At 41.6% G+C, this 24,107-nt stretch carries 26 protein-coding genes; 13 read left to right on the forward strand and 13 right to left on the reverse strand.

Annotation, left to right across the window (positions count from 1 at the left end; genetic code table 11):
* Positions 1-73: 73 nt before the first annotated feature.
* Positions 74-1,327 carry an iron-sulfur cluster carrier protein ApbC gene (gene apbC / locus CDG60_RS13705; protein ID WP_087513320.1) on the reverse strand — a complete coding sequence of 418 codons (1,254 nt, stop codon included), beginning with the start codon at positions 1,325-1,327 and terminating at the stop codon, positions 74-76.
* A 317-nt stretch (positions 1,328-1,644) separates the two neighbouring features.
* Between apbC and CDG60_RS13710 the strand changes: the two genes are divergently transcribed.
* Positions 1,645-1,944, forward strand: coding sequence for a hypothetical protein (locus CDG60_RS13710; RefSeq protein ID WP_087513319.1), 300 nt, complete (start codon positions 1,645-1,647; stop codon positions 1,942-1,944).
* Positions 1,945-2,048: 104 nt separating this feature from the next.
* On the opposite strand, the gene CDG60_RS13715 is transcribed toward CDG60_RS13710, so the two are convergent.
* Positions 2,049-2,477 (reverse strand): hypothetical protein, encoded by a 429-nt coding sequence (locus CDG60_RS13715; RefSeq protein ID WP_087513318.1) that lies wholly within the window; start codon positions 2,475-2,477, stop codon positions 2,049-2,051.
* Between the two features lie 269 nt (positions 2,478-2,746).
* Between CDG60_RS13715 and CDG60_RS13720 the strand changes: the two genes are divergently transcribed.
* Complete coding sequence (locus CDG60_RS13720) at positions 2,747-2,971, forward strand: DUF6500 family protein (protein ID WP_087513317.1); 225 nt, start codon at positions 2,747-2,749, stop codon at positions 2,969-2,971.
* Here CDG60_RS13720 and CDG60_RS13725 read toward each other — a convergent pair.
* Both CDG60_RS13725 and CDG60_RS13730 read right to left on the reverse strand, forming a co-directional pair.
* On the reverse strand, positions 2,946-3,275 hold the full coding sequence (locus tag CDG60_RS13725) for a putative quinol monooxygenase (RefSeq protein ID WP_087513316.1): 330 nt from the start codon (positions 3,273-3,275) through the stop codon (positions 2,946-2,948). The two genes, CDG60_RS13720 and CDG60_RS13725, sit on opposite strands and share 26 nt — an antisense overlap.
* 93 nt (positions 3,276-3,368) lie before the next feature.
* Positions 3,369-4,202, reverse strand: coding sequence for a hypothetical protein (locus CDG60_RS13730; RefSeq protein WP_087513315.1), 834 nt, complete (start codon positions 4,200-4,202; stop codon positions 3,369-3,371).
* Between the two features lie 190 nt (positions 4,203-4,392).
* Between CDG60_RS13730 and metG the strand changes: the two genes are divergently transcribed.
* The 4 genes from metG (at position 4,393) to CDG60_RS13750 (ending at position 9,395) form a co-directional block, all read left to right on the forward strand.
* The gene (gene metG, locus CDG60_RS13735) at positions 4,393-6,450 is read left to right on the forward strand and encodes a methionine--tRNA ligase (RefSeq protein WP_087513314.1); all 2,058 of its coding nucleotides are present in this window, start codon (positions 4,393-4,395) and stop codon (positions 6,448-6,450) included.
* A gap of 129 nt (positions 6,451-6,579) precedes the next feature.
* A complete protein-coding gene (locus tag CDG60_RS13740) occupies positions 6,580-7,677 on the forward strand; it encodes a DUF3644 domain-containing protein (RefSeq protein WP_087513313.1) in 1,098 nt (365 codons plus the stop codon).
* 198 nt (positions 7,678-7,875) lie between these two features.
* Entirely contained in the window at positions 7,876-8,853 is a 978-nt protein-coding gene (locus CDG60_RS13745; RefSeq protein ID WP_087513312.1) for an MBL fold metallo-hydrolase, read from the forward strand.
* A 320-nt stretch (positions 8,854-9,173) separates the two neighbouring features.
* Positions 9,174-9,395, forward strand: a complete 222-nt coding sequence (locus CDG60_RS13750) for a hypothetical protein (protein ID WP_087513311.1) — start codon at positions 9,174-9,176, stop codon at positions 9,393-9,395.
* A 40-nt stretch (positions 9,396-9,435) separates the two neighbouring features.
* Here the strand turns inward: CDG60_RS13750 and CDG60_RS13755 are convergent, their stop codons facing one another.
* The gene (locus CDG60_RS13755; protein WP_087513310.1) at positions 9,436-10,059 is read right to left on the reverse strand and encodes a LysE family translocator; all 624 of its coding nucleotides are present in this window, start codon (positions 10,057-10,059) and stop codon (positions 9,436-9,438) included.
* Positions 10,060-10,242: 183 nt separating this feature from the next.
* The gene (locus tag CDG60_RS13760; RefSeq protein WP_087513358.1) at positions 10,243-10,434 is read right to left on the reverse strand and encodes an NF038215 family lipoprotein; all 192 of its coding nucleotides are present in this window, start codon (positions 10,432-10,434) and stop codon (positions 10,243-10,245) included.
* Positions 10,435-10,670: 236 nt separating this feature from the next.
* On the opposite strand from CDG60_RS13760, the gene CDG60_RS13765 reads away from it, so the two are divergent.
* The 5 genes from CDG60_RS13765 to CDG60_RS13785 all read left to right on the forward strand — a co-directional run bounded on the left by CDG60_RS13765 (position 10,671) and on the right by CDG60_RS13785 (position 16,403).
* Positions 10,671-11,231: a TetR/AcrR family transcriptional regulator gene (locus CDG60_RS13765; protein ID WP_406565291.1), complete on the forward strand. Its 561-nt coding sequence runs from the start codon at positions 10,671-10,673 to the stop codon at positions 11,229-11,231.
* An 11-nt stretch (positions 11,232-11,242) separates the two neighbouring features.
* Positions 11,243-12,919, forward strand: a complete 1,677-nt coding sequence (locus CDG60_RS13770; RefSeq protein ID WP_087513309.1) for an MFS transporter — start codon at positions 11,243-11,245, stop codon at positions 12,917-12,919.
* Between the two features lie 70 nt (positions 12,920-12,989).
* Positions 12,990-14,117 (forward strand): HlyD family secretion protein, encoded by a 1,128-nt coding sequence (locus tag CDG60_RS13775; RefSeq protein WP_087513356.1) that lies wholly within the window; start codon positions 12,990-12,992, stop codon positions 14,115-14,117.
* Positions 14,118-14,180: 63 nt separating this feature from the next.
* Positions 14,181-15,065 carry a 1-aminocyclopropane-1-carboxylate deaminase/D-cysteine desulfhydrase gene (locus tag CDG60_RS13780; protein WP_087513308.1) on the forward strand — a complete coding sequence of 295 codons (885 nt, stop codon included), beginning with the start codon at positions 14,181-14,183 and terminating at the stop codon, positions 15,063-15,065.
* 138 nt (positions 15,066-15,203) lie between these two features.
* A complete protein-coding gene (locus CDG60_RS13785; protein ID WP_087513307.1) occupies positions 15,204-16,403 on the forward strand; it encodes a BaiN/RdsA family NAD(P)/FAD-dependent oxidoreductase in 1,200 nt (399 codons plus the stop codon).
* Between the two features lie 16 nt (positions 16,404-16,419).
* On the opposite strand, the gene CDG60_RS18230 is transcribed toward CDG60_RS13785, so the two are convergent.
* The 3 genes from CDG60_RS18230 to CDG60_RS13790 form a co-directional block, all read right to left on the reverse strand.
* The gene (locus CDG60_RS18230; RefSeq protein ID WP_160117061.1) at positions 16,420-16,560 is read right to left on the reverse strand and encodes a hypothetical protein; all 141 of its coding nucleotides are present in this window, start codon (positions 16,558-16,560) and stop codon (positions 16,420-16,422) included.
* A gap of 140 nt (positions 16,561-16,700) precedes the next feature.
* On the reverse strand, positions 16,701-16,874 hold the full coding sequence (locus CDG60_RS18320; protein ID WP_171405460.1) for a hypothetical protein: 174 nt from the start codon (positions 16,872-16,874) through the stop codon (positions 16,701-16,703).
* Between the two features lie 96 nt (positions 16,875-16,970).
* Entirely contained in the window at positions 16,971-18,542 is a 1,572-nt protein-coding gene (locus tag CDG60_RS13790; RefSeq protein ID WP_087513306.1) for a mechanosensitive ion channel, read from the reverse strand.
* A gap of 666 nt (positions 18,543-19,208) precedes the next feature.
* Between CDG60_RS13790 and CDG60_RS13795 the strand changes: the two genes are divergently transcribed.
* A complete protein-coding gene (locus tag CDG60_RS13795) occupies positions 19,209-19,631 on the forward strand; it encodes a hypothetical protein (protein WP_087513305.1) in 423 nt (140 codons plus the stop codon).
* 24 nt (positions 19,632-19,655) lie between these two features.
* Here the strand turns inward: CDG60_RS13795 and CDG60_RS13800 are convergent, their stop codons facing one another.
* Positions 19,656-20,417 (reverse strand): ferredoxin--NADP reductase, encoded by a 762-nt coding sequence (locus tag CDG60_RS13800; RefSeq protein ID WP_087513304.1) that lies wholly within the window; start codon positions 20,415-20,417, stop codon positions 19,656-19,658.
* An 85-nt stretch (positions 20,418-20,502) separates the two neighbouring features.
* Between CDG60_RS13800 and gigC the strand changes: the two genes are divergently transcribed.
* Entirely contained in the window at positions 20,503-21,381 is an 879-nt protein-coding gene (gigC, locus tag CDG60_RS13805) for a LysR family transcriptional regulator GigC (RefSeq protein ID WP_087513303.1), read from the forward strand.
* Between the two features lie 89 nt (positions 21,382-21,470).
* Here gigC and CDG60_RS13810 read toward each other — a convergent pair whose 3' ends face one another.
* The 3 genes from CDG60_RS13810 to nuoN all read right to left on the reverse strand — a co-directional run bounded on the left by CDG60_RS13810 (position 21,471) and on the right by nuoN (position 24,107).
* Positions 21,471-21,764, reverse strand: coding sequence for a cold shock domain-containing protein (locus tag CDG60_RS13810; protein WP_087513302.1), 294 nt, complete (start codon positions 21,762-21,764; stop codon positions 21,471-21,473).
* 87 nt (positions 21,765-21,851) lie between these two features.
* Entirely contained in the window at positions 21,852-22,487 is a 636-nt protein-coding gene (gene upp / locus CDG60_RS13815; RefSeq protein ID WP_087513301.1) for a uracil phosphoribosyltransferase, read from the reverse strand.
* Positions 22,488-22,610: 123 nt separating this feature from the next.
* Positions 22,611-24,107 (reverse strand): NADH-quinone oxidoreductase subunit NuoN, encoded by a 1,497-nt coding sequence (gene nuoN, locus CDG60_RS13820; RefSeq protein ID WP_087513300.1) that lies wholly within the window; start codon positions 24,105-24,107, stop codon positions 22,611-22,613.

A 24,107-nucleotide genomic window follows, 5' to 3' on the forward strand; every position in this document is an offset into this window, starting at 1 on the left:
TATTTTACGATCAATGCAGCATAAAAAAAGCCCAGCAGTCGCTGAGCCTTTTTAAGCCTGTTTGGGTGCAGGATCAGAAAATACGGCTTTTGTCTTTTTCAGCTTTCGGCAGTTTTTCAATCAACTGCTGAGCGATTGTTATATAGCTTTCAGCAGCAGCATCTTCTGCAACCACTGAAGGTTTACCCGCATCTGCATTTTCACGGATCTGCACATTGAGCGGTAAACGCCCAAGTAATGGAATATCATACTGTTCAGAGAGCGTGTCTCCGCCACCTGTACCAAATATCTGTTCTTCATGACCGCAGTTTGAGCAGACATGCGTCGACATATTTTCCACCACACCCATCACAGGAATCTGAACACGGTTAAACAGTTCAATTCCTTTAACTGCATCCATCAGAGCGACATTCTGAGGAGTCGTCACAATGACCGCACCCGTCACAGGTATACGCTGTGCAAGAGTCAGCTGAATGTCGCCTGTACCTGGCGGCATATCAATCACCAGTACATCCAGTTCAGGCCATAAGGTCTGATTGAACAGCTGCATTAAAGCACCCGTTGCTTTTGCACCACGCCAGGCAACCGGTGTATTTTCTTTTCCAATCAGATGCCCAATAGATAATACCGCCATCCCATAAGCTTCAAGCGGAACAAAATTTTCCGCTTCAATCATTGGCGTCTGACCGGCATTTCCCAGCATGGTTGGAATACTTGGACCATAAATATCGGCATCCAGTACGCCTACTTTCAGCCCAAGTTTCTGCATAGCCAAGGCAAGGTTGACAGTCGTGGTTGATTTACCCACACCGCCTTTGCCTGATGAAACCAGAATGACATGCTGAATACGCGGATGCTTTGGAATATCACGCTGCTGCGGTGCAGCTTTGGTAATCGGTGGATTGTTAGGATCAGCTTCTGCAGGTGCTGCCTGAGCCACCTGACCTGATGCATCTGTAACAGGAGGCAGTTCAGTTTTTGCAGCTTTCGGCTGACTTGAACAGCTTTCACCTTTCTGGTGATCATGTCCACAGCCGGCATGACCTGTTTTCTGCTGAATCACGTGCATATTCAGTTCTGTGATGCCACATTTTTCCAGGGCATCTGCCAGATCATCATGAATTTTCTGTAAATGTTCTGCTTCTTCAGGATAGGTATTGACCGTAATCTGTAAGACCTGTCCCTGAACATTAACCTGTTCAATTCTGTCCTTTAACAGATTTTCAGATGCAGGCAGTACATAAGACTGGAGTACATTCTGAACAGCTTCTTCGTTGACCTCTTTCGATGGCGAAAAGACAGATTTTAGTGAAGAAAGCCACGACATATAATTACTCCAGACCAGAACATACGGTTTTGACCGTATAGTTTAACGGTAAACCGCGTCAAGGTTAAGCGCAGTTGCATGAAGCTTTCTGAATGTGAATATCATTCTGAGTGATAAACCTCACATTTACGATCGGTCTGCACATCAGAAATACAGGAACTGCGTCCAGTTTATTCCCTGAAAAATATAACCTGACCGCTGTTAAGGCTTTGAATCATTTGCAAACGGAAACAATTAAATCAGTGCTTTCATGTATTTAGAGCGATATATTAACCGGATTAAATACGCTTTATTCAGAATAAAATACGGGAAACTATATGAAATACATTCTTTCTCTGGCACTGTCACTGTGCGTATCCACTGCTGTATTTGCAGCGACTGAAAGTTCAAGTGTCAGAACACCTACCGGACAGCTTGTCAGCGTAGGCGACACACTGACTGAAATGGAAGAACGTATGGGACAGTCTCCTGAATCCATGAATACCTATGAGCTGAAAGAGAAAGATCACAGCCATATTGCTTCTGCCTATGTCTATGAGATCGACAACTCCATTTACACTCTCACGGTTGTAAACAATCAGGTCAAAAAAATAGAACGGATCAATAAAACCCCTTAACGGAAAATAAATAAAGGCAACCCTGAGATACATGGATTGCCTTTATTCAATTCTACCTAATCATTCAGGCAGATCATCATTTCAAGAACTTCAGATTTTCAGCTTTAAGCCTGATCATCCTTTTTAAATTTGCTTAATGTTTCGGATGCTTTAGCTTTTAAAGCATCAAATTTTTCTGCTGCCTGATCTTTAAGCTCACTGGCTTTCTGTTTTGCTTCATCCAACTTATGACCCGCTTCTGCTTTCAGCTGGTCAAACTTTTCATGTGCCTGATCCTGCAACTCAGCAGCTTTACCTTTGACACTATCCAGATGGCTTTCAAATGCTGCCTTTTCTTCTGAATGTGCTGCACTGACATCATGTTTCAGATCATTCAATGCTTTCTTGCCTTCCAGTTTCGTTTCTTCAGCACTGTGCTTTAAATCATCGAGTGCTTTTTCCCCTTGAAGTTTTGCTTCTTCAGCTTTAAGTTTCAGATTATCCCCAGCTTCAGACGCTTTTTGTTTCAGGTGATCAAGTTGATTATCGGTCATGGTCTTTTCCTCTTAATTCATTGTGAAACTACTGAAAATCACGAGTTCAAGGCTGAACTTATGTTTTATTTATAGCCGATTTACTTTGAGTTTGAATGTAAAACTGCAATTTGCAATAAATGCCATACGCAATGTTACTTTTGATATTTTTGATCAGTTCTAATTATGTATAACCTGATTTCAGAGCTGATGCGAATTGTAAATAATGCTGTATATTTCACAATTTGTGATATTCAATCAGAACCCAGACGGAATGAGATAACGACGCAATGACACCTGACCTTAAAACTAGAATCATCCAGATCTGTGATACTAAAATTGCAAAAAAGGGAGAGGATGTCGGTATTTCTTTTTATGCTTTTTTTGCCAACAAAAATACTGATCCTGAAAGTCTGATGCAGGTTGCCACCTGGTGGATTCAGACCCATCAGCTCGATCATTTTGAAAAAGCCGTGAAAATTAAACAGCTTATTCTTTCAGAACATGAGCATTAAGCCTCGTCTGCTGAAAACTTTCAAAAGTCTGCAAATGGGTAAATACAGGATTTTTACAGATATACTGATCAATCAAAGGAACCAGCCGCTGGAAGTGCTCTGACTGAACGTGCGCATCCAGAGCTGCACGATCAATCCATTCCTCAATAAAAACAAAATGTCCTGGTTCTTTCAGATCATGAAAAAGCACATAGGAAATACAACCTGGTTCCTGTCTGGTTTTATCAATCAGTTCCTGATACAGCGGTAGAACTTCATCAATTTGATCGACCTGAATAAAGTCTTCTGCTATCAGTTTCAACATTGGTCATACCTTCAGAATCATGTCTTTACATTATTTCCAGCTGTCTTACGCTTTCAGACCGTTACTGATCTGAGTTTAATCAACCAGCTAAATTCAGCTTCTCACTGTACTCATAAAATTCACTGCACTGAACAACCAGACCCACAGCACAAAACAACGTCCCTGATTAAAATGATTTAACTCTGTGCCATGTAGAATATTATGGCGAGTTGCGGTCACCGTAGAGCTGTTATCCATTTTGTAGGCCGCCAGTTCTGAAAAGTATGGATTCAGTTCATGCGCAATTTTGGCTTTATGCCACAGGCTTTTAATTTCATTGCCTTTTAAACCAGGTACTATTTTATAGACATCGACAAACTTGGTATCCTGTTGTTTTAAATAACCATGTTGAATTAAAACATCCGTTAATACCCCTTCCAGTTGCGCATACAAAACTGGCGTACAACCTGCATATAAACCCAGTTCATACAGCTTAAACGCTTCTTCAATCACGCTCTTACGCAAAGCTTTATTTTCACCCACTTCAAGTGCTTCAAATGCCTCAAAAAAATCAGCCTGAAAGCGTTGTTCATTAATCACATTTAAAAGACTGAATTTTTTTAAATCTTCAACCTCATGAACATCCTGCCAGAAATACAATAGATTCAAAGCATCATTGGCTACTTTTGCACCGAGCTCCTGATTTAATTCATCGGCAAGTACACCAAAGTAAGACTCCTGCTCTGCCAGCTGATGCAGGGTTTTCTGTAGATACGCATGCTCATCTTCTGCAATGTCTTCAAGATAGCGTTCAGCCTGTTTGAGAATATTATTTTCCAGCTGCTTTTTTGCATTTTTATTTTGAGGAATACGGGTGACTTCACGACCGAATTCATCTTCGAAATCATCATCAAGAGTGTCATTATTAAAGGTATTTTCATGAATCATGTTTAGATCACTCTCTACAATTACAAATCTGGAAACAGGCAACGACATTCTATATGAATGAACCACTGAAAATGTGAAATTGTATAAAAATCTACATTTGAATAGATTTCACCTATTCTATTGTGCATCTTCACAGCAATTACGTTAAAATCAATGCCCTTGCATTAACTTGAGAAAGAGAGTTATATCCGTGCGAAATATTTTAGTCACTAACGCCCTTCCCTACGCAAATGGTCCTATCCATATGGGTCACCTACTCGGCTATATCCAGGCAGATATCTGGGTTCGTGCCATGCGTGCAATGGGTCATAACGTGACTTATGTCTGCGCGGATGATGCACACGGTACAGCGATCATGCTACGTGCAGAAGCGAATGGGATTAGCCCTGAAGCGCAGATTGCCAATGTTCAGAAAGAACATATCCGTGATTTTGATGGTTTTAATGTCACTTTTGATCATTATGACTCTACGCATAGCGAAGAAAATAAAAATCGCTCATCTGAGATTTATGTCAAAAACCGTGAAGCAGGCAATATTGCGATTCGCCCTGTGACACAGTTATTTGACCCTGAAAAACAAATGTTCCTGTCTGACCGTTTCATCAAAGGCACATGCCCTAAATGTAAAGCGGAAGATCAGTATGGCGACTCATGTGAAGTCTGCGGTACAACTTATAATGCAACTGAATTACTCAATCCAAAATCGACTTTGAGTGGTTCAACGCCTGTTGAAAAATCATCAGATCATTACTTCTTTAAACTGCCAAACTTTACAGAATATTTGCAGAAATGGACACGTGACGAAGGTCGTCTACCTGTTTCTATCGCAAATAAACTGGATGAATGGTTTGAAAATGGCTTGAATGACTGGGATATCTCACGTGATGCACCTTATTTCGGTTTTGAAATTCCAGATGCACCAAATAAATATTTCTACGTTTGGGTAGATGCACCGATTGGTTATATGTCAAGTTTTGAAAACTATGTCAAAACCAAACGCCCTGACCTAAGTTTTGATGATTACTGGAAAAAAGATTCTAAAAATGAAGTTTATCACTTCATTGGTAAAGACATCGTGTATTTCCATGCACTGTTTTGGCCTGCAATGCTTGAAGGTGCAAACTACCGTACACCAACAGGTTTATTCGTAAATGGCTTCCTGACTGTAAATGGTCAGAAAATGTCTAAATCACGTGGTACATTCATCAAAGCAGAAACGTATCTCAACCACTTAAATCCTGAATATTTACGTTATTACTTTGCGTCTAAGCTGTCTGATAAAGTTGAAGATTCAGACTTGAATCTTGATGATTTCGTTCAAAAAGTGAATTCTGATTTAGTCGGTAAAGTGGTGAATATTGCCAGCCGTTGTGCAAAATTTATTAACACCAAATTTGACAATAAATTATCTGCAACATGTGCAGAACCTGAACTGGTTCAAAGCTTTATTGATGCAGGCGAATCTATTGCAACTCAATATGAAGCACGTGAGTTTTCTGCTGCAATCCGTGAAATCATGGCGCTTGCAGACAAAGCCAATCAATATATTGATGAGAAAAAGCCTTGGGCTTTAGCTAAAATTGAAGGCGAAGAACAACAGGTTCATGACGTGTGTTCTGTAGGGATTAACCTATTCCGTCAATTGGCGGTTTACCTTGCACCTGTATTGCCTACACTTGCTGGGCAAGTTCAAGATTTCTTAAAACTTGAATCTTTCGACTTTGTATCAAGTAAAACTGTATTGGTTGATCATGAAATTGTGTTATTCCAACCTTTAATGCAACGTGTTGATCCTAAAGCTGTTGCGGCAATGGTGGATGCATCTAAAGACTCTTTGGCTGCTGCTGCGGAAGCACCAAAAGCTGAGAAGAAAAAAGAAAAAGCCAAAGAGAAAAAACCTGAGCCTAAAGTAGGTGAGGCAGAAATTATCGGTATCGAAGATTTTATGAAAATTGATCTTCGTGTGGCAGAAGTTTTAGAAGCGGCAACTGTTGAAGGTTCTGACAAGCTTCTTCAATTGACTTTGAATGTCGGTGAAGCTGAACCACGTAATGTGTTTAGTGGTATTCGTGAGTTCTACCAACCTGAGGACTTAAAAGGTAAACTGGTGGTGATGGTGGCGAACCTTGCACCACGTAAAATGCGTTTTGGTATTTCTAACGGTATGGTTTTAGCTGCTGGAAACGGCGAAGGTGTTTGGGTGATTTCACCTGAATCTGGTGCTAAACCGGGTGATAAAGTATCTTAAGATTTAAAATTCCAAGATAGAAGCCTCTACTGATGTAGGGGCTTTTTATTCGTATAAATCAAAAAAATATTTATATATCAATTATTTAATGCTAAAATTTACAGAATTTAGCTACTATTTTTGAAATCAATGAAAACTCCTTTATTAAGAAAAGGCAAAATAAAATCCCTATTAGAAAGCTCAATTGATTGTGCATTACTAGCAGTAGAGATTTACAATAAGCCACGTGCTCCTTTCAGGGTGGAGTCTTTTATTACTCATATGATTATGGCATGGACACGTTTATTTCAAGCACATTTTAATTTTACAATAGGTGAAACATATTTTTATAAAGAAAATAACGGTCGTTATAAAATTATAGATGGAGAAAAAAAAGCTTGGGAATTAAAAACTTGTATAAAAGAGTATAGTCAATTATCAAATCCAATAAAAACAAATTTAGAATTTTTTATAAAATTACGAAATAAAATTGAGCATAGAACGGTAGATAAAGATGAGATTGGATTAAATATTTTTGGAGAATGCCAAGCACTTCTATATAATTTTGAAAATGAGCTAACAAAGTTATTTGGTGAAGAGTATGCAATAAATGAAAGTTTGGCATATTCTTTACAATTTTCTAAATTGCGGACGTCTCAACAAAAAGAAGCAAGCAAACAATTACTATCTAACGAATATAAAGATTTATTCGATTTCATAAAAAAATATCGAGAAAGTTTGCAAGATGATATTTATAATTCGCAAGAATATAGTATCAAATTGATACAGGTTCCTAAAATTGCGAATACAAACAGGAATGACTTAGCTGTTGAATTTGTTAATTGGAATTTACTATCTGAGGAAGATAGAGAAAAGTACGATCAACTAATAGCAATCGTAAAAGATAAAGTTATAAAACTTGAAGGTGCTAATATTGGAAAACTAAAACCAAGCAAGGTATTAGAAGAAGTTAATAAATCTATTAGTTCCAAGTTAACACATAATGATCATAAGCAGTTATTAAGTATCTTCAAAATCAGACCCTATACTGAATTTACCCTTAGTAGCGATGCTTTTGACACAAATCCTAATTATTGTCATTACGATGAAGCTCATAATGATTATTTGTATCAAGATGAATGGGTAGCATTTTTAATTCAGCTCATAAATGAAAATAAACTTTCTAAAGAGCAATGGAAAAAAAACTTTAAACAAAAGAAAACTTTAAAAATTGATGATTACAAATAGTTCCCTATTTTCAGAAATTTTTATTTTTTTAAAATAACTCCTAACTACTTGATGTAACATGTTTAGATATTCCACCTCGTAATCATGAGCAACTCATAAAAATCCGCTTACCCAAGCGGATTTTTTCATGAAGAAATAACACAACGCAAGAGAAATCCATGCTAAAAAATAATCAACAATAATTTTATCCAAATGATTATGAAAACTTCAATCTTAGTAATAACAGCCTCTATCGCACTTTTCAGCTCATTTTCAACTGTGGCAGAAACTACAAAGACTCTACCCATCATTGAACAACAAGCCCAAGTCGCAGGCTTCTATCAACATCAGGTGGGCAATACACAAATCACCGCCCTCCTCGATGGCACAAACTTCATGTCACCGACTTTATTTCAAGACATTTCCCAGAATCAGGTGCATGAAATTTTAAAGAAATATCATGCAGATCAAGCCAAAGGCGTACAAACATCCATTAATGCCTTTTTGGTTAATACAGGCAATTCACTCATTTTAGTCGACAGTGGAACAACTGATTGCTTTGGTGCACATTTAGGTTCTGTCCTGAAGAATCTGAAAGCAACAGGCTATCAACCTGAACAAGTCGATACGATTTTACTTACCCATTTACACCCTGATCATTCCTGTGGTGTAAGTAAAAATGGTGTGGCAAATTATCCGAATGCTACGATTTATGTATCAGAGGATGAAGCGAATTATTGGTTAGATCCAAAACAGGTCAATAAAGTTCCTAAAAAAAAGCAAGCTGGCTATGTAGGTACAGTAGAAAAAATTAAGGCAGCACTTGCACCTTATCAAGCGAGTAAGCAGTTTAAAACCTTTAAACTGGGTGACAACATCAAAGGTTTTGAAGTGATTTCAACCGCAGGACATACCCCTGGACATTTCAGTTATAAACTCAAAACGACTGATGAAGATGTTGTGTTCATTGGCGACATTGTGCACTCACATACTGTACAGTTTGATCGTCCTGAAACAGCGATTGATTATGATATTGATCCGAAAAAAGCAGTACAGACCCGTCTAAAACAATTCCCTGTACTTGCCAAAAGTGGTGTAACTGTTGCTGCGCCACATTTGCCATTTCCAGGAATTGGGCATATTTACAGTGCTGATGGAAAGAGTTATCAATGGATTCCTGTGCATTTTAAGGATTGATACGCTCCTTTTTTTCACAAATTGCAGACAAAGACTTCAATTGAAGTCTTTTATGCTGTCTAAAATAAAACATGACTAAAAAAATGAATTTCTCCAATGCTTATACCCGATACGGACCCTTAATTGCGACTTTTCTTATTGTATTGGCAGGACACAGTCCTATTATTATTTTAGATACATTAAGATTTCTTCAAGGCTTAATTACACCCTCTATCATCTTTCCCATGCTTGCACTAATGGTAATTGCATCAGTTGTTGGTTACGCCATTGGAATTATTCCCGTTTATATAACCTGATTGGTATTTGAAAAGAAATTTGCGATGAAACTTCCATCAGCTACTGCTTTTCAGGCACTGTTGTATGGTGTTTATGCAGGATTAATCTGGACACCCTTTCTGTTACTTTCTTTTATTGATATAAAAATATTCTATTTTGGACTGGCTTTTTGCGGTCTGATTATTTTACCCACTTCAGCAATTTGTGGATGGCTGGAATGGCGAAAGTTACAGAAACAGGAAAATACCCTTCCATCTATCAGGTAAACACCTTGCACGTCACTTTCCAGGTTCTATAAGTCAGACCTTATTTCATCCCAAAAATTAACTTTAACCCAAGCAAAGTCATCACCCCACCTGCAATACGGTCAAACACTTTCTTAGACTTCAGATACACACGGCGTGGACCTTCCGCAGACAGAGCAACAGCGACCAGTGAATACCATCCTGCATCAATAAAAAAGCACAGCACAGGCAAAACCACATAAAAATAAGAAGGAATTTCTTTAGGTAAAAGTGCAGTAAAAATACTCGCCAGAACAATCGCAATTTTAGGATTACTCATTTGAGTGATAAAGCCCAGACGGTATGCCTGAGCATAGCTCATCTGTTGAGCCCCACCATCTACAGCCTGCATCGGTTCTTTGGCATGTTTTATAATTTTATAAGCCAGCCACAGTAAATACAGACCACCGCAGATTTTTAAAGCCAGGTAGGCAGAGGGTACAGCCAGTAAAATTGCCTGTAAGCCCATCACTGCAAGCAGACCAAACAGCGCAGCACCTGTGCCTGTTCCCAGTGCAGTAAACAGACCGTGTTTACGTGAAATTGCTATCGAATTTTTTGCTACATAAATAAAGGTTGGACCAGGACTGATCGCACCCAGCATCAATGCCAGAGCAATTGAGCCTATAATCAATAACGATTCCAAAGTGCCACCTGAACAAAAAATTATGCTGCCGATTTTACGCCTGAATGCGTTATTTTTCTTTAAAAATTTACACTAATAAGCTTAAAAATAATTTTACTGATCAAAAGACTTCTGCCCAAAACAAATATACAGAAAAACACAGTCTCACTGTTCAGGTCATTCAGCACCGAACTTAGAGATCGGTTATGGTGTCTCACCGACAGGCAGGTTTTCACGAACACGCAGTTCTGCAACCTGATAATCCTGATCATGCACAGGAACACCACCAATAATCATGGTTCGAGCTGTGGTTCTGGGTTTGTTCAGATCATCTTTGACATCACACGCCATCAATAGAAATATGCTGCTGAACAAAACAGGGAACAGTTTTTTCATGATCTGCCCTCTTATCATTATCTGTATGTCAACATAGCACACTGAGTGTTTTTTCACCATTATTTAATCCTTAGCCGGTGAAGTGGATAAAAGTGCTTAGATTTACTCAAGTATTTTTAACCTGAAATCATTCACTTAATGACTGTTAACAATTCAGCACAGACATAAATATTTACAACGGACAAAAATGTCCGTTAAATACACTCTATTCCCTGAACTGTTTAAAGCCGTTTTTCATGCAGCCTGTTATCCCGAAAAGACAATTACAAGCCAGCCAGAACCGTGAAGATTTACTTGAAGCAGCATTAAAAATTTTCCGTCTGCATGGTATCCGTGCGCCCCTGCAACTCATTATTGAAGAAGCCGGTGTAGGCAGAGCCACTTTTTACCGTAATTTTCAGGACAGACGCGCGTTGGTCATCGCTTTGATGGAGCAGGCACTCGACCGTCTGGAAATTCGGGCAGCCAGATATGCGCCCTATCCTGATGGTTTTTTACGTCTGATCAAAAACCATGTCGACAATCTTCCCTATCTGACTGCACTGATGGAATACTGGCGTGTGATCAGTTATGACGACCCTGTTCTGGTTGAGATTTATCAACGACGGGATCAGTTATTACAGCCCCTGATTGATCAGGCTATTGCGCACGGCGTGTGTCGAGCAGACTTCAGCTCTAAAGATTACGCCATGATTACTGCTATTTTGCGTTCATCATTCCAGGGAATGGATGATGAGGCACAGCGTGCGCTGGCAAAACGGGCACTGGATCTACTCATTCACGGCATTCGACCGTAAACGGGGGCACAATGGACAAAATGCCACGGCTGCTTGAACCTGCCCCCGATTGGACAGCTGAAGAAAAACCCACACTGCCAGGCTCACCTGCAGCAATTGCACATCCTGCACATAAGCGCTATCTGTATTTTATCATTGGGCTGTTCGTTGCCATCTGCGGGAGTCTGAGTAACGGTTTTATTACCGCCAATCTCCCTGTTATTCAGGGTGAATATGCACTGACACCGAGCCAGACGGCCTGGATTCCAGCCGTCTATGTCATGGCAAATATCAGTTCAAACCTCATTCTGTTTAAAGCCCGTCAGCAATATGGTCTAAGACTTTTTTCAGAAGTCGGACTGGTGCTTTTTATTGTTGTGCTGGTTTTACATATTTTTGTGCATACCTATGAAATGGCTCTGTTTGTCCGTTTCATCAGTGGTCTGGTTTCAGCTCCACTGAGTTCCCTGGGGATGTATTACATTATGCAGGCATTTCAGCGGGCGCATTTCGGGCGGGCGATTTATCTGGCGCTGGGTTTTCAGCAGCTGGGGATTCCTCTTGCCTGGATCATTTCTCCGTACATTGTCGATGTAAATGACTGGAGTGTGCTGTATACATTTGAACTGGGACTGGCGCTGTGCTGTCTGGCAATGGTAGTGTCCTTAAAACTGCCACGCAGTCTGAGAATTGCAGTGTTTGAAAAGCAGGATTTCTTCACCTTTGCCCTGCTCGCACCTGGTTTTGCCATGCTCTGTATTGTTCTGACTCAGGGACCTGTGCTGTGGTGGTTTGAAGCGCAATGGCTGGGGTATGTGCTGATCGCTGGTTTCTGTCTGGTCTGTATTGGGCTTACTTATGAACATTTTCGGGTTAATCCACTGATCATTACCCGATGGCTGGGTACATCTTCAACCCTGAAGTTTATTTTTGGTGCATTAGCCATCCGCTTTTTAATGTCTGAACAGACTTATGCTGCTGTCAGTTTTCTGAAAACCATGGGAATGGGACCTGATCAGTTTGTATCGTTGTATATGGTGATTTTCCTGGGGATTGTCTCTGGTACTGTTTTCAGCGCCATGACATTCAAGCGTGAACGTATGATCATTCATCTGATTGCCGCAGAGGTGCTGATTTTACTTGCCTGTGCGCTGGATTATCATCTGACCAGTGACGTCCGTCCTGCCAGTTTTTACCGCAGCCAGTTCCTCGTCGGTTTTGCCAGTGGCATGTTTATTGGTCCATTACTGCTGACAGGCATTGTCCGTGCGCTGCAGAAAGGCCCCTCACATATGGTCACTTTTGTGGTGCTGTTTTCTGCGACACAAAGCTTCGGTGGCTTACTTGGAAATTGTTTTTTTTCAACCTATCAACAGATCCGGACGCAGAACTACCGTACAGAACTGGTCAGTAATCTGTCTGATACCAATCCTGTTGTTGCTCAGCGAGTCTTAAGCTATCAGCAGGCTGCAGCCAGATACACCCTCGACCCGTCACTTGAGCAGAATCAGGCAGTACGTGATCTGAATCAGGTGATTTTACGTGAGGCACAGGTTCGTGCTTATAATGATGTGATCGCCCTGAATGGCATATTTGCAGTTCTGCTGCTGCTCTGGGGTACCTATAATATTGCAGTCAGTAAATATCAGCTCAGAAAACAACAAAGGTCTGAACAACAACAGTCCACACAGACGGTAAACAGCTCCTGATAAGTTTCAACCGAACATTATTGAAGTAAATATATTTTGCCCTGACCTAAAACTGATTTTGAGAATGACCATGCCACAAGATGAAAATAAACCTGCTGCCCCAGAAAATACACAACAGACAGATACAGCACCAGCACTGACGCCACCACCGTCCAGCAAACTGATTCCAACAGCGAAACGGACATTGATTCTGATGTTCTTTGTTCTGCTGGCCGGGATTTTAATCATTATGTGGGCATGGAAAATCGGACCATTCAACACCAGTCTTGAGTCAACCGAAAACAGTTATATCAAAGGCAAAACCACTGTGCTCTCCTCTCAGATCAACGGCTATGTGAAAGATGTACTGGTGACAGACTTTGATCATGTCAGGCAGGGACAGGTACTCATGCACATTGACACCACCACCTATGATCAGAAAGTCACTCAGGCGGAAGCAGGTGTGGATCAGGCAAATACCACACTGGCAAATCAGACTCAGGCAATTGAACAGCGTAAAGCAGATATTGTGGCAGCACAGGCAAAAGTGGAACAGTCTCAGGCAAGCTATGATTTATCGGTTGCTCAGTTGAACCGTTATCGTCAGCTGGGAAACAGTGGTGCAGCTTCCAGAACAGAACAGGACAATGCAGCAGCAGATGTGAAAAATAATCTGGCTCTGCTGAAACAGGCAAAAGCAAATGTTCTGGTCGCACAGGCAGCATTAAAAACAGCGGAAGTCGCGCAGTCGGGTCTTCAGGCACAGGTCACCAACGCAAAAGCACAGCTGGATCAGGCCACCACTACCAAAGACTACAGTGTGATCACAGCACCCATGGATGGTCAGCTGAGTGAGGTCAGCCCACGCGTCGGGCAGTATGTTGCTGCCGGTACACAGCTAATGTACCTGATTCCCCGACAGACCTGGGTCACAGCAAACTTTAAGGAAACCCAGATCAGTCAGATGAAACTGGGGCAAAAAGCAACTTTCAAGGTCGATGCATTAGGACATAAGGAATTTACAGGTCATGTCGAAGAAATTTCTCCAGCTGCCGGTTCTGAGTTCAGTGTCCTAAAACCTGATAACACGACGGGGAACTTTACCAAAGTGGTGCAGCGCATCTCTGTACGCATCGCAATTGATCCCAATCAGCCAGGCATGGAAAACTTACGTCCAGGTATGTCGGTGGTGACTTCTGTAGATACATCCTCCAGATAGCACTGTTTCAGGTGTCTGTTTCCGCTAAAATAGCGTTATGTTTTTCATGCAAAAGCCTGAACGATGTTCGACCAGATTGCACAACGTATTCCAACCCAGACCATATACTTTGAAGATGCCCCAACGGTTCAGATCGCCATTAAACGACTGGATATGGTTCATCCGCGTATTTCGGGCAATAAATTTTTTAAACTGAAATACAACTTTGCAGAAGCACTCCGGCTCGGGAAAAAATGCATCATCAGCTTTGGTGGTGCTTATTCCAATCATATTGCCGCCACAGCATACGCAGCTCACCTGCACGGTTTTCAAAGCATCGGTATTATCCGTGGGGAAGAACTTGCCCATAGAGCTCTCAACTCAACCCTGCAAACCGCGCAGCAATATGGCATGCAGTTTCAGTTTGTTTCACGTGAACAATACCGATCAAAAGACACAGCAGACTTTTTACATTCTTTAAATCTGCAATATCCAGATGCATATATTATTCCCGAAGGTGGTACCAATGCACTCGCCATCCAGGGCTGCTCAGAAATCCTGACTGACTTTGATCGACAGCATTATGATGTGATCTGCTGTGCGGTGGGCACTGGCGGCACCATTTCAGGACTGATTGAAGCCAGTGCATCGCATCAGCGCATTCTAGGGTTCTCTGCATTGAAAGGTGATTTTCTGCAGAACGATGTTGCTCAGTGGACTGAAAAGAAAAACTGGAAAATTATGGATGATTACTGCTGTGGGGGCTATGCCAGAACTTCTACGGAACTGTTGCAGTTTATGCATTTTTTTGAAATGCAGTATCAGATTCCACTGGAACAGGTCTATACCGCAAAAATGCTGATGGGACTGTCCGACTTACTTAAAAAAGATTATTTCCCGGCAGAAACCCGTATACTGGTGATTCATACCGGTGGTTTACAGGGACGCAATATACCTGAAAATACCTGACAGACCTGTATCTGTTCAGAATTGAGGGCTGATGATTTTTCAAAACCTCCATATCAGCCTGTCGATGCGAATAGTCCTGAAAATTACATTAAAAATGACTATAATGCCCTGCTTTCCATCTCCCCCTAAGAGTTTAAGATGTCCTCACCTTATTACGATGTCGTTGTCCTTGGCGCAGGCGCTTCTGGCTTAATGCTGGCTGCAAAGGCAGGTGCCCGTGGCCGTAAAGTACTGGTGCTGGAAAAAGCCAACAAAATCGGCAAAAAAATTCTGATGTCGGGTGGAGGGAAATGTAATTTCACCAATTTATATGTAGAGCCTGAAAACTTTATTTCCCATAATCCCCATTTTGTCATTTCAGCACTGAGCCGTTATACCAACTGGGATTTTATTGGTATGGTCTGTGAATACGGCATTGAATATGAAGAACGTAAACACGGTCAGCTGTTTACTCTAAACGGTGCCAAAGAAATTTTAGCCATGTTGCTGAACGAGTGCGACAAAACAGGCAATGTACAGATTAAAACCAGCTGTGAAGTTAAAGCAGTCACTGCACAGAATGACTCCGGCTTTCAGGTGGCAACCTCCACTGGCAATTTCCAGGCCGCCTCTGTGGTCGTGGCTTCAGGGGGATTATCCATTCCTACACTGGGTGGTTCAGGTATTGGTTATGATATTGCCCGCAGTTTCGGACACTCCATTTATCCGACCCGTGCAGGTCTGGTGCCTTTTACATTTACAGATGGCTTTAAGGAAGTCACCACACGTTTAAGTGGAAATGCTGTCGAAGCCACACTGTCCAATGAATTAAACAGTTTTACCGAAGCTTTACTGTTTACACACCGTGGTTTAAGTGGTCCAAGCTCGCTGCAGCTTTCCAATTACTGGGATGCAGGACAACGCTTCAATATCGACTTTTTACCTTCAGTCGATCTGACTGAATTCTTTAAAGCCAAAAAACAGTCACAGCCCAAAGTATTGTTACGTACTTTGCTGGCTGAACATTTTCCTAAAAGCGTAGTCGTTGAATTACAGAATCTGATCTGGGCTGATCAGGCTGAATTACAGATTGGTAATTTCAGTGATGAAAAACTGGAAAATATTGCTCGAAAAATTCATTGTTTTGAAGTCAAACCATCAGGAACTGAAGGCTATCGCACAGCAGAGGTCACACTGGGTGGTGTGGATACAGCAGAAGTTTCTTCCAAAACCATGGAAAGTAAAAAACAGAAAGGTTTATATTTTATTGGTGAAGTTCTGGATGTTTCGGGTCATTTAGGTGGATTTAATTTCCAATGGGCATGGGCATCAGCACATGCCGCATCAGAATTTGTATAGCAGCGTTTTTTATCGCTTATTCAAGATAGTCGGTACGGAATAACATCAGATGATGTTTTTGCTGAACTCTTGAAATTGCAGAACTCATTGCACAGTTCTTCTCCTGGCTGAATGTAGAAGAACGCTGCTGAAAACGGCTGAAAATTAATTTAAACATTATATATCCCCTCTTATTATGCCTATATACATCCTTATATGTATACGCAATTTATATGCCATATTTATGACATTAAGTTAGTGTCTATCCCTTAGACACTTTATTTTTAACATAAAAAATATCATAACACGAATAATATTTTAAGGATTTTCAGAAACTTGATGGGACTTTTCCTCAGTCTTTTCAGCAACCTGTGACTTCTGTTCCACTTTTGGCTTGGAAAATACAAATTTGTAGGCACTCGCAAGGAAACCAACAGTAATTCCGGCGATAACAATGGGAGCAATAAATTTATTTGGTGCCTTTCTGGACATGATCATAACCTCTTTACATAATATTGAAGACCAAGCACACCTCAATGTGATTGATCTTCGAAACAAATTACAGGTTAATTCGGGTCAAATTCAAAATTACTCTGCACTGCTATGACCATTATTGTCCTGAGCAGCAGGTGTAGCCGGGCTGACAGCAGGTGCAGCAGCATTTTTCGGATGTAATGGATTTGGCTGATTACCTTCTTTTTTTGCCTTGTCCACCAGATCAGACAGCAGACGCTCTGCCGGCTGACGGCCACCCAGACCAAATGCCAGCGCAAATGCAACTGCTACAGCGCCCAGCGTCAGACCGAATGCAAGATTGACAATCGAATCAGCTATACCCATTGCCCGCAGTCCCATTGCCACAACCAGTCCCATGATCAGTACACGGACCAGACCGGCAAGCCAGCGTGAACTGTTGTATTCACCTCGCTGTACGACATTTGCCACCACATTTGCCAGCCAGAAACCGATGACCAGAATCACCGCACCAAGCAGAATATTTGCACCAAAATGGATAAACATTGCGATCAGACTGCTGATCTGTTCAAAACCAAGTCGGTTCGCTGCTTCAGATACGGCAAACAGCATGGTAAAAAACACTACCAGATAACCGACTGCACCCGATACTTTGGTTGTCCCTAAAAAGCGCTGAATATCCAGTTTAGCTGGAACTTCATCAACACCCGTACCCGCAATAATTTCAGACAGCAGATTTGCCACAAAGCGTGAAACCACATAGGCAATAATCAGAATCAGACCTGCCGCGATAATGTGCGGTACTGCATTCATGATTTCATTCAGCATGGCAGTTGCAGGCTGAGAAATAGCCTCTACACCAAGCGCTTCAAATGCGATAATCAACGACGTGATAATCACAATGGCAAATACAAATGAGCCCAGCACTTTAGGTAAATCAGAGCTTTTGAACAGACCAATTTTCTGTGCCTGCTGCTGAAGTCCCAGACTGCGTGTCAGGCCTTCCACAATTCCCCGTACAATTTTTGCCAGAATATATCCAGCAAAAACAATCACGCCTGCAATAAAGATATTCGGCAGGAACAGAACAGCTTCATTCACCATATTCTGTACAGGGAACAGCAGACCATTCAGTCCCAGTATTGAAAGTACGATTGGCAGGAATAACAGCAGAACAAGCCAGTAAACAATCTCGCTGATATTTTCACTGATCGGGCTTACACCAACCTCAGCACTGAGTTTTTCATCCAGCTGAGTTTTACTCAACAGTTTCTGAAGTCCGACTTTAACCAGATTTGCAAAGATCCATCCAACGAAACCAATCGCAATCGCAGCAAGCAACTGTGGTACAAAGAGCAGGAACTGCTGAATCATATTACTGAATGGACCACTGACACTGGTCAGATTCAGCACATTAAGCGCGCCAATCACAGCAATAATCATGACCAGCCAGAAAATCACTCTGCCGACAATGCTTTCAATATTTGAACGGTGACCTGTGGCTTTGGACAGATGCTGATCCGTGCCTAATTTTTCAAGTAATTTTTTAGCACCTGCTGCAATAATCAGTGCAAGAATCCACCCCACCAGCAGGATTGCAACAGCTGCCAGGACCGGATGAAACTGCTCCCAGTAATACTGAGCATCAAGCCGTGCGCCTGGTCCTCCAGAAAAATAATCATTCATTTCTATTATCCTCTTGTTATTTAAATATATATTATTTGACTTAAACCACGTTCTGCATGACCTTTTTAAAGCTGAAAGCTTATGTTTCAACCTTAAGTTTTGATCATTTTATATTCAACAATATTTCGCATAACTACTACAAAACAGGCACAAACTCACATTAAAAAGGCTCTATCAATAGAGCCTTTTTTCAGTATTTTTCAAATAATTTAAATCAGATGAGAACAGAAAACCCTGTCAGAGCTCATGAATACACTGCCCCTCTTAGACGACAGTCAGGTCACAGCACTATGGTTTGCAGCCATATAAACAATCACTGCCAGTAGAAATAAACCTGTCAGCAGAAGCATATAAACAGGTAACCTTTTTTTCTGTTGTATTTCCTCAGTACTCGTAACATGAGGAGGTTTATTGAAATCATGGATCATGACTTTATCCCCCGTATGGTGACTTATTGTACATTTTTTATACTATCAGAGTTTTTCAGAGCACATGTTTTAAAGTTGTAGCAATCTGTGAATATCAGTAAAACACACCTGGTTTTTCTTTAGAAATTTAAAGCTCTGCATGATCTGAAACAGACTGAATTTCAGTACAGATAATGTAATGCCATCCGATGGCTAAAATGGGCTATAATCACGCACCCGAATTTTCCAGCTGAGCGTTATGGCGTATCGTCAACAAAATGTATCACTTGATATTGACACTGACGTCACACATCAATGTTCCCTGCACTACACCCGTGATCTGCATCTGATTGGTGTTCTTGAATTTACTAAACCCAGCTATGTACTGAAATGGGGGGATCTGGAATATTTCAGACGTCGGACTGAAGAATTTTCAGTGATGCCATTTCCCGAATGTATCAATGCCATGATTATAGATATCCGCAATGTCACTGCATTTTTGGACAATGAAGTACCGATTCTGCCGTGGCGGATGCTGGAAGAAGAATGCCCTGTCCGTCTGATTGTTCCTCAGGAAAGACTGGATCACTATTGTGGTTTTTTTGAACCGACCTGGTTAAATACAGATATTGAAACAGCCATCCATGAATTACGTGAATCCATGGATATGTTTGTCCATTAAAATCTCTCTGGTTGCTGATCAGGCTTACCAGTAATTTTCCACGGCAATATTTCCTTCACCACGACGGTTCATCGTCAACCCACGCGCTTTTAAAGCATCCTTCGTATCATCCACCATCTGTGGATTACCGCACAGCATGACATGAGTCGTGGCAGGATTAAACTCAAGTCCTGCTGCCTTTTCCAGTTCACCATTTTCAATCAGAACCGGCAGACGGTCATGCAGCTGAGCTTCAGGATTCCTTGTCACGACCGGTATGAAACGAAAACCTGTATGCCCTTCACCAAATGTTTCAGCAATTTCCTGAATACGTTCCACATAAGCCATTTCAGCTTCAGTCCGGACGCTGTAGACCAGGTGAATGTGCTGATATTTAGACCAGGTTTCAAAATCCTGCAGCATGGAAATAAACGGTGCAAGCCCTGTACCTGTAGCAAGCAACCATAAGTCCTGTGGCAATGGCAACTGATAACGTGCCAGCGTCAGAAAGCCATAAGGTACTTTTTCCAGATACAGCTCATCCCCGACCTGAAGATGCTGCAGATTTGAAGTAAAAGCACCATCTGGAACAACAATGGAGAAGAACTCCAGTGTCTCATCAAAAGGAGATGAAACCACCGAATATGCACGAACAACAAGCTCATCACCGACTTTAAGACCAATTCGGGCAAACTGCCCTGCTGTAAATTTAAAATGCGCGGGTCTGGTCATGGTGAAGCTGAATAAGGTACTGGTCCAGCGGTGTACAGACAAAACTTTTTCTACGCTAAATTTTTCAATTGACATGATTTCTACGTGGCATCAGAGACTGTGCTCATGGTAGCATGACAATATATTTTATGAATATCCTATATACGTTAAGGCTATATACATGCGCATGACTTTACGCCAGCTGGCTGTTTTTGTAGCAGTTGCTCAGGAAGGCACCGTGACCAAAGCGAGCGATGCTGTAAAACTGACTCAAAGTGCCGCAAGTATGGCTCTGGCTGACCTGGAAGATGGTCTGGGTGCTCCGCTTTTTGACCGTCTTGGAAAACGTTTACAGCTGAATGACCTCGGACGCTATCTTCTGCCTCAGGCACTTGAGATTCTGGGTCGCTGTGAAGCATTTGAACAGGCAGCTAAAGGCGAGTTACAGACTGTAGACTTACGTTTAGGCGCAACACTGACCATCAGTGATTATCTGATTCCTGATCTGATGGCAGACTTTCTCCAGATTCAACCTAATGCTCATTTGCAGCTACAGGTCGGAAACACCCGCCAGATGATCGAGGCAGTCAATCAGTTCCAGCTGGATCTTGCACTGATTGAAGGTTCATGCCATTTGCCTCAGTTGCAGTGTATTCACTGGCGTAACGATGAACTGGCAGTATGCTGTTCACCTGACCATCCTTTAGCGCAACTGAACCGCCCTCTGACGATTCAGGATTTTGAGCATGTCGAATGGATTCTGCGTGAAGAAGGATCAGGAACACGTGAGGTCTTTGATAATGCAATCCTTCAGGATGTTCCGGATGCCAGTATCCGTCTGACTTTAGGACATAACGAAGCCATTCTTAAAATTGTTGCCGGTGGTCTGGGAATGTCCTGTATTTCCCGCCTGGCGATTGAACCTTTACGTGAAAAAGGTCAGCTGGTTGTCCTGGATACACCTTTCTGGCAACTGACCCGCCCACTCTTTATGCTGGTACACCGCCAGAAATACCAGGGACCTGGCATTAAAGCATTTATGAAATTCTGTGAAAAATAAAATCATAAAAAAAGCGCCTGTTTCTGGCGCTTTTTTTATACCCTGATCATGAAATCCAAACTGAAAGTTCCGATCTGATCCTGGTTTTATCATTTACGTAAATTTGACAGTAAAGCAGAAGTAATGGACTGATTATTTGTCACAACTTTGGTTTTTTTAGCTTTGGCTGAATTGTCTTCGACGCGCTCAATTTTAACTGCTTTATATTTATCGCCATTTTCAACTGCTACAAATTTCACACGCTCATTACGTTTCGGTTCGCCATCAGCCGCTGGGAAATCTGAAATATGAAAGAAGATATCCCCTTCAGCTGAACCAATAAAGCCAAATCCTTTTTCAGGATCATATTTCTTGATTTTACCTAAATGTACTTCGTCTTTCATTTTGCTACCCTATTCTAAAAATGCCATACATACATTATATAAAAAAGAGGCATCTATCGCCTCTTTTTTATATCCGTGGACTTAAGCTTAATCTTTCTGAACTGAACCAAAAATCTTGTCGCCTGCATCGCCCAGACCAGGAACGATATAACCCTGTTCATTCAAGCCCTGATCAACAGAAGCAGTATAAATGGTCACATCAGGATGAGCATCATTCACACGTTTGATCCCTTCAGGTGCTGCAACCAGTACCATGACACGGATGTCTTTACAGCCACTTGCTTTAAGCACGTCAATGGCTGCAACTAAAGATGAACCGGTTGCCAGCATTGGGTCAATAATCATTGCCAGACGGTTCTGTACATCTGGAACCAGTTTTTTATAGTAAGTACGCGCTTCTAAAGTTTCTTCATCACGTTCAAGTCCCAGTACAGAGACTTTCGCACTTGGAATCAGATTCAAAAAACCTTCCAGCATACCAATACCGGCACGCAGAATCGGCACAACAGTTATTTTTTTACCAGCAATACGGTCTACGACAACTTTACCGTTCCAGCCATCAATTTCATGATCAACCATTGGTAAATCTTTAGTGGCTTCATAAGTCAAAAGCATAGTCACTTCCTGAGCAAGCTCACGGAAGTTTTTAGTGCTGATGTCTGAACGACGGAGTAAGCCGAGTTTATGTCGAATTAATGGATGACGGATTTCATGGATAGCCACGGGAGAACACCTAAAAAAGGAGAAATAAAATTGCTTCCATTATAATCTGTTTTAACAGGTGATAAAAATAAAAAAGCCCCCAATATATGGAGGCTTTCTTTCAGAACTTATAGTTTTTTTAGATTACTGCTGCTGGGAAAGCATGAAATGCAATGGTGAAAGAATTTCAGATTGCAGTGCCAGTTTGATCACAGGATCTGGATAGATACCAATAATCAGTACAGCCAGTGCTGCAAGCAGAACCATAATCCCACCAACTTTCTGTCCCCAGTGATCCACAGCATCAATACGTGGAGTGTCTGGTGGAGTCATGTACATCACCACCATAACACGCAGGTAGTAATACAGACCAATACCAGAACCGACAACAATCATTGCAGCCAGGAACCAGTGCTGAGTCGTTACTGCCGCCATTACAACAAGGAACTTACCAATGAAGCCTGCTGTTAATGGAATACCTGCCAGTGACAGCATCATTACCGTTAAGGTTGCAGTCAGAACCGGACGACGCCAGAACAGACCACGGTAATCTGCAAGACTTTCAGCTTCATCCAGGTTGTTATAAGGGCTCGACATCAGCGCAACAGCACCAAACGCACCAATTGTAGTCAGTACATAAGTGATGACGTATACAGATACGTTCCCTAAGCTTGCATAAGTCATGCTGATTAAACCAATCAGCAGATAACCAAAGTGAGCAATGGATGAATAACCCAGAATACGTTTCAGGTTAACCTGACGTACTGCAAGGAAGTTACCGATCAGAATTGAAAGTACAGCAATGATCGTCAGCAGTGTCACAATCGAATCAATCAGGATTGCACCTGAAGACAGCAGATAGCGGACAAACAGACCAATCGTTGCAACTTTCGCAGCAGTCGCAAGGAAAGTTGCAATCGGTGCTGGAGCGCCGGCATAAACGTCAGGTGTCCATTTATGGAATGGAGCCAGAGAAAGTTTAAAGCCGACAGCAAAGATAATCAGTGCAAGACCCAGTACAACCATAGGCTGATGGATATTCTGCATCAGTGCCTGAACAGAGTCATAGAATGATAATGATCCGGTATAAGCATAAATATATGCCATACCCATCAGTAACATTGCAGAAGCTGTTGCAGAAAGCACCAGGTATTTCACACCTGCTTCCAGTGATTTAGAACGCTGATGCGTATACGCCAGCAAGCCATACACAGGAATCGACATCAGCTCGAGACTGATGAAGAACGATGCATAGTGAGAACTTGCAACCATTAACATTGCACCGGTTACAGATGCAAGTAACAGAATATACAGTTCTTCACGGTTATCCTTATAGGTTTCAATATAAGCATGAGACAAAGTACAGCATGCCAGTGCAGCAATCAGAATCACGACCTGATACAGCATCGTGAATGGGTCAATCATAAACAGACCCATCACGTTCGCCGGTGCAGAAGCACCGCTGAACATTGAGAAAATAATATACGCAGCTGCCAGGTTAAGCCCGACAACAGACGCAGTTGCTATTAAATTATGATTACGTTTAATCGCTGTAAGAATCATCACAACAATTGTGGTCAAAGCCACAATCATTACGGGAGCCAGTGGCATAAGCTCAGAAAATGACATCGTGAAGTTCAT

The sequence above is a fragment of the Acinetobacter chinensis genome, from assembly GCF_002165375.2.
Lineage (GTDB): Bacteria > Pseudomonadota > Gammaproteobacteria > Pseudomonadales > Moraxellaceae > Acinetobacter > Acinetobacter chinensis.

Coding starts and splice junctions, on each gene's coding strand:
- apbC (WP_087513320.1), bottom strand. CDS start 1,327: ATGTCGTGGCTTTCTTCACTAAAATCTGTCTTTTCGCCATCGAAAGAG.
- CDG60_RS13710 (WP_087513319.1), top strand. CDS start 1,645: ATGAAATACATTCTTTCTCTGGCACTGTCACTGTGCGTATCCACTGCT.
- CDG60_RS13715 (WP_087513318.1), bottom strand. CDS start 2,477: ATGACCGATAATCAACTTGATCACCTGAAACAAAAAGCGTCTGAAGCT.
- CDG60_RS13720 (WP_087513317.1), top strand. CDS start 2,747: ATGACACCTGACCTTAAAACTAGAATCATCCAGATCTGTGATACTAAA.
- CDG60_RS13725 (WP_087513316.1), bottom strand. CDS start 3,275: ATGTTGAAACTGATAGCAGAAGACTTTATTCAGGTCGATCAAATTGAT.
- CDG60_RS13730 (WP_087513315.1), bottom strand. CDS start 4,202: ATGATTCATGAAAATACCTTTAATAATGACACTCTTGATGATGATTTC.
- CDG60_RS13740 (WP_087513313.1), top strand. CDS start 6,580: ATGAAAACTCCTTTATTAAGAAAAGGCAAAATAAAATCCCTATTAGAA.
- CDG60_RS13745 (WP_087513312.1), top strand. CDS start 7,876: ATGAAAACTTCAATCTTAGTAATAACAGCCTCTATCGCACTTTTCAGC.
- CDG60_RS13750 (WP_087513311.1), top strand. CDS start 9,174: ATGAAACTTCCATCAGCTACTGCTTTTCAGGCACTGTTGTATGGTGTT.
- CDG60_RS13760 (WP_087513358.1), bottom strand. CDS start 10,434: ATGAAAAAACTGTTCCCTGTTTTGTTCAGCAGCATATTTCTATTGATG.
- CDG60_RS13765 (WP_406565291.1), top strand. CDS start 10,671: ATGCAGCCTGTTATCCCGAAAAGACAATTACAAGCCAGCCAGAACCGT.
- CDG60_RS13770 (WP_087513309.1), top strand. CDS start 11,243: ATGGACAAAATGCCACGGCTGCTTGAACCTGCCCCCGATTGGACAGCT.
- CDG60_RS13775 (WP_087513356.1), top strand. CDS start 12,990: ATGCCACAAGATGAAAATAAACCTGCTGCCCCAGAAAATACACAACAG.
- CDG60_RS13780 (WP_087513308.1), top strand. CDS start 14,181: ATGTTCGACCAGATTGCACAACGTATTCCAACCCAGACCATATACTTT.
- CDG60_RS13785 (WP_087513307.1), top strand. CDS start 15,204: ATGTCCTCACCTTATTACGATGTCGTTGTCCTTGGCGCAGGCGCTTCT.
- CDG60_RS18230 (WP_160117061.1), bottom strand. CDS start 16,560: ATGTTTAAATTAATTTTCAGCCGTTTTCAGCAGCGTTCTTCTACATTC.
- CDG60_RS18320 (WP_171405460.1), bottom strand. CDS start 16,874: ATGTCCAGAAAGGCACCAAATAAATTTATTGCTCCCATTGTTATCGCC.
- CDG60_RS13790 (WP_087513306.1), bottom strand. CDS start 18,542: ATGAATGATTATTTTTCTGGAGGACCAGGCGCACGGCTTGATGCTCAG.
- CDG60_RS13795 (WP_087513305.1), top strand. CDS start 19,209: ATGGCGTATCGTCAACAAAATGTATCACTTGATATTGACACTGACGTC.
- CDG60_RS13800 (WP_087513304.1), bottom strand. CDS start 20,417: ATGTCAATTGAAAAATTTAGCGTAGAAAAAGTTTTGTCTGTACACCGC.
- gigC (WP_087513303.1), top strand. CDS start 20,503: ATGCGCATGACTTTACGCCAGCTGGCTGTTTTTGTAGCAGTTGCTCAG.
- CDG60_RS13810 (WP_087513302.1), bottom strand. CDS start 21,764: ATGAAAGACGAAGTACATTTAGGTAAAATCAAGAAATATGATCCTGAA.
- nuoN (WP_087513300.1), bottom strand. CDS start 24,107: ATGAACTTCACGATGTCATTTTCTGAGCTTATGCCACTGGCTCCCGTA.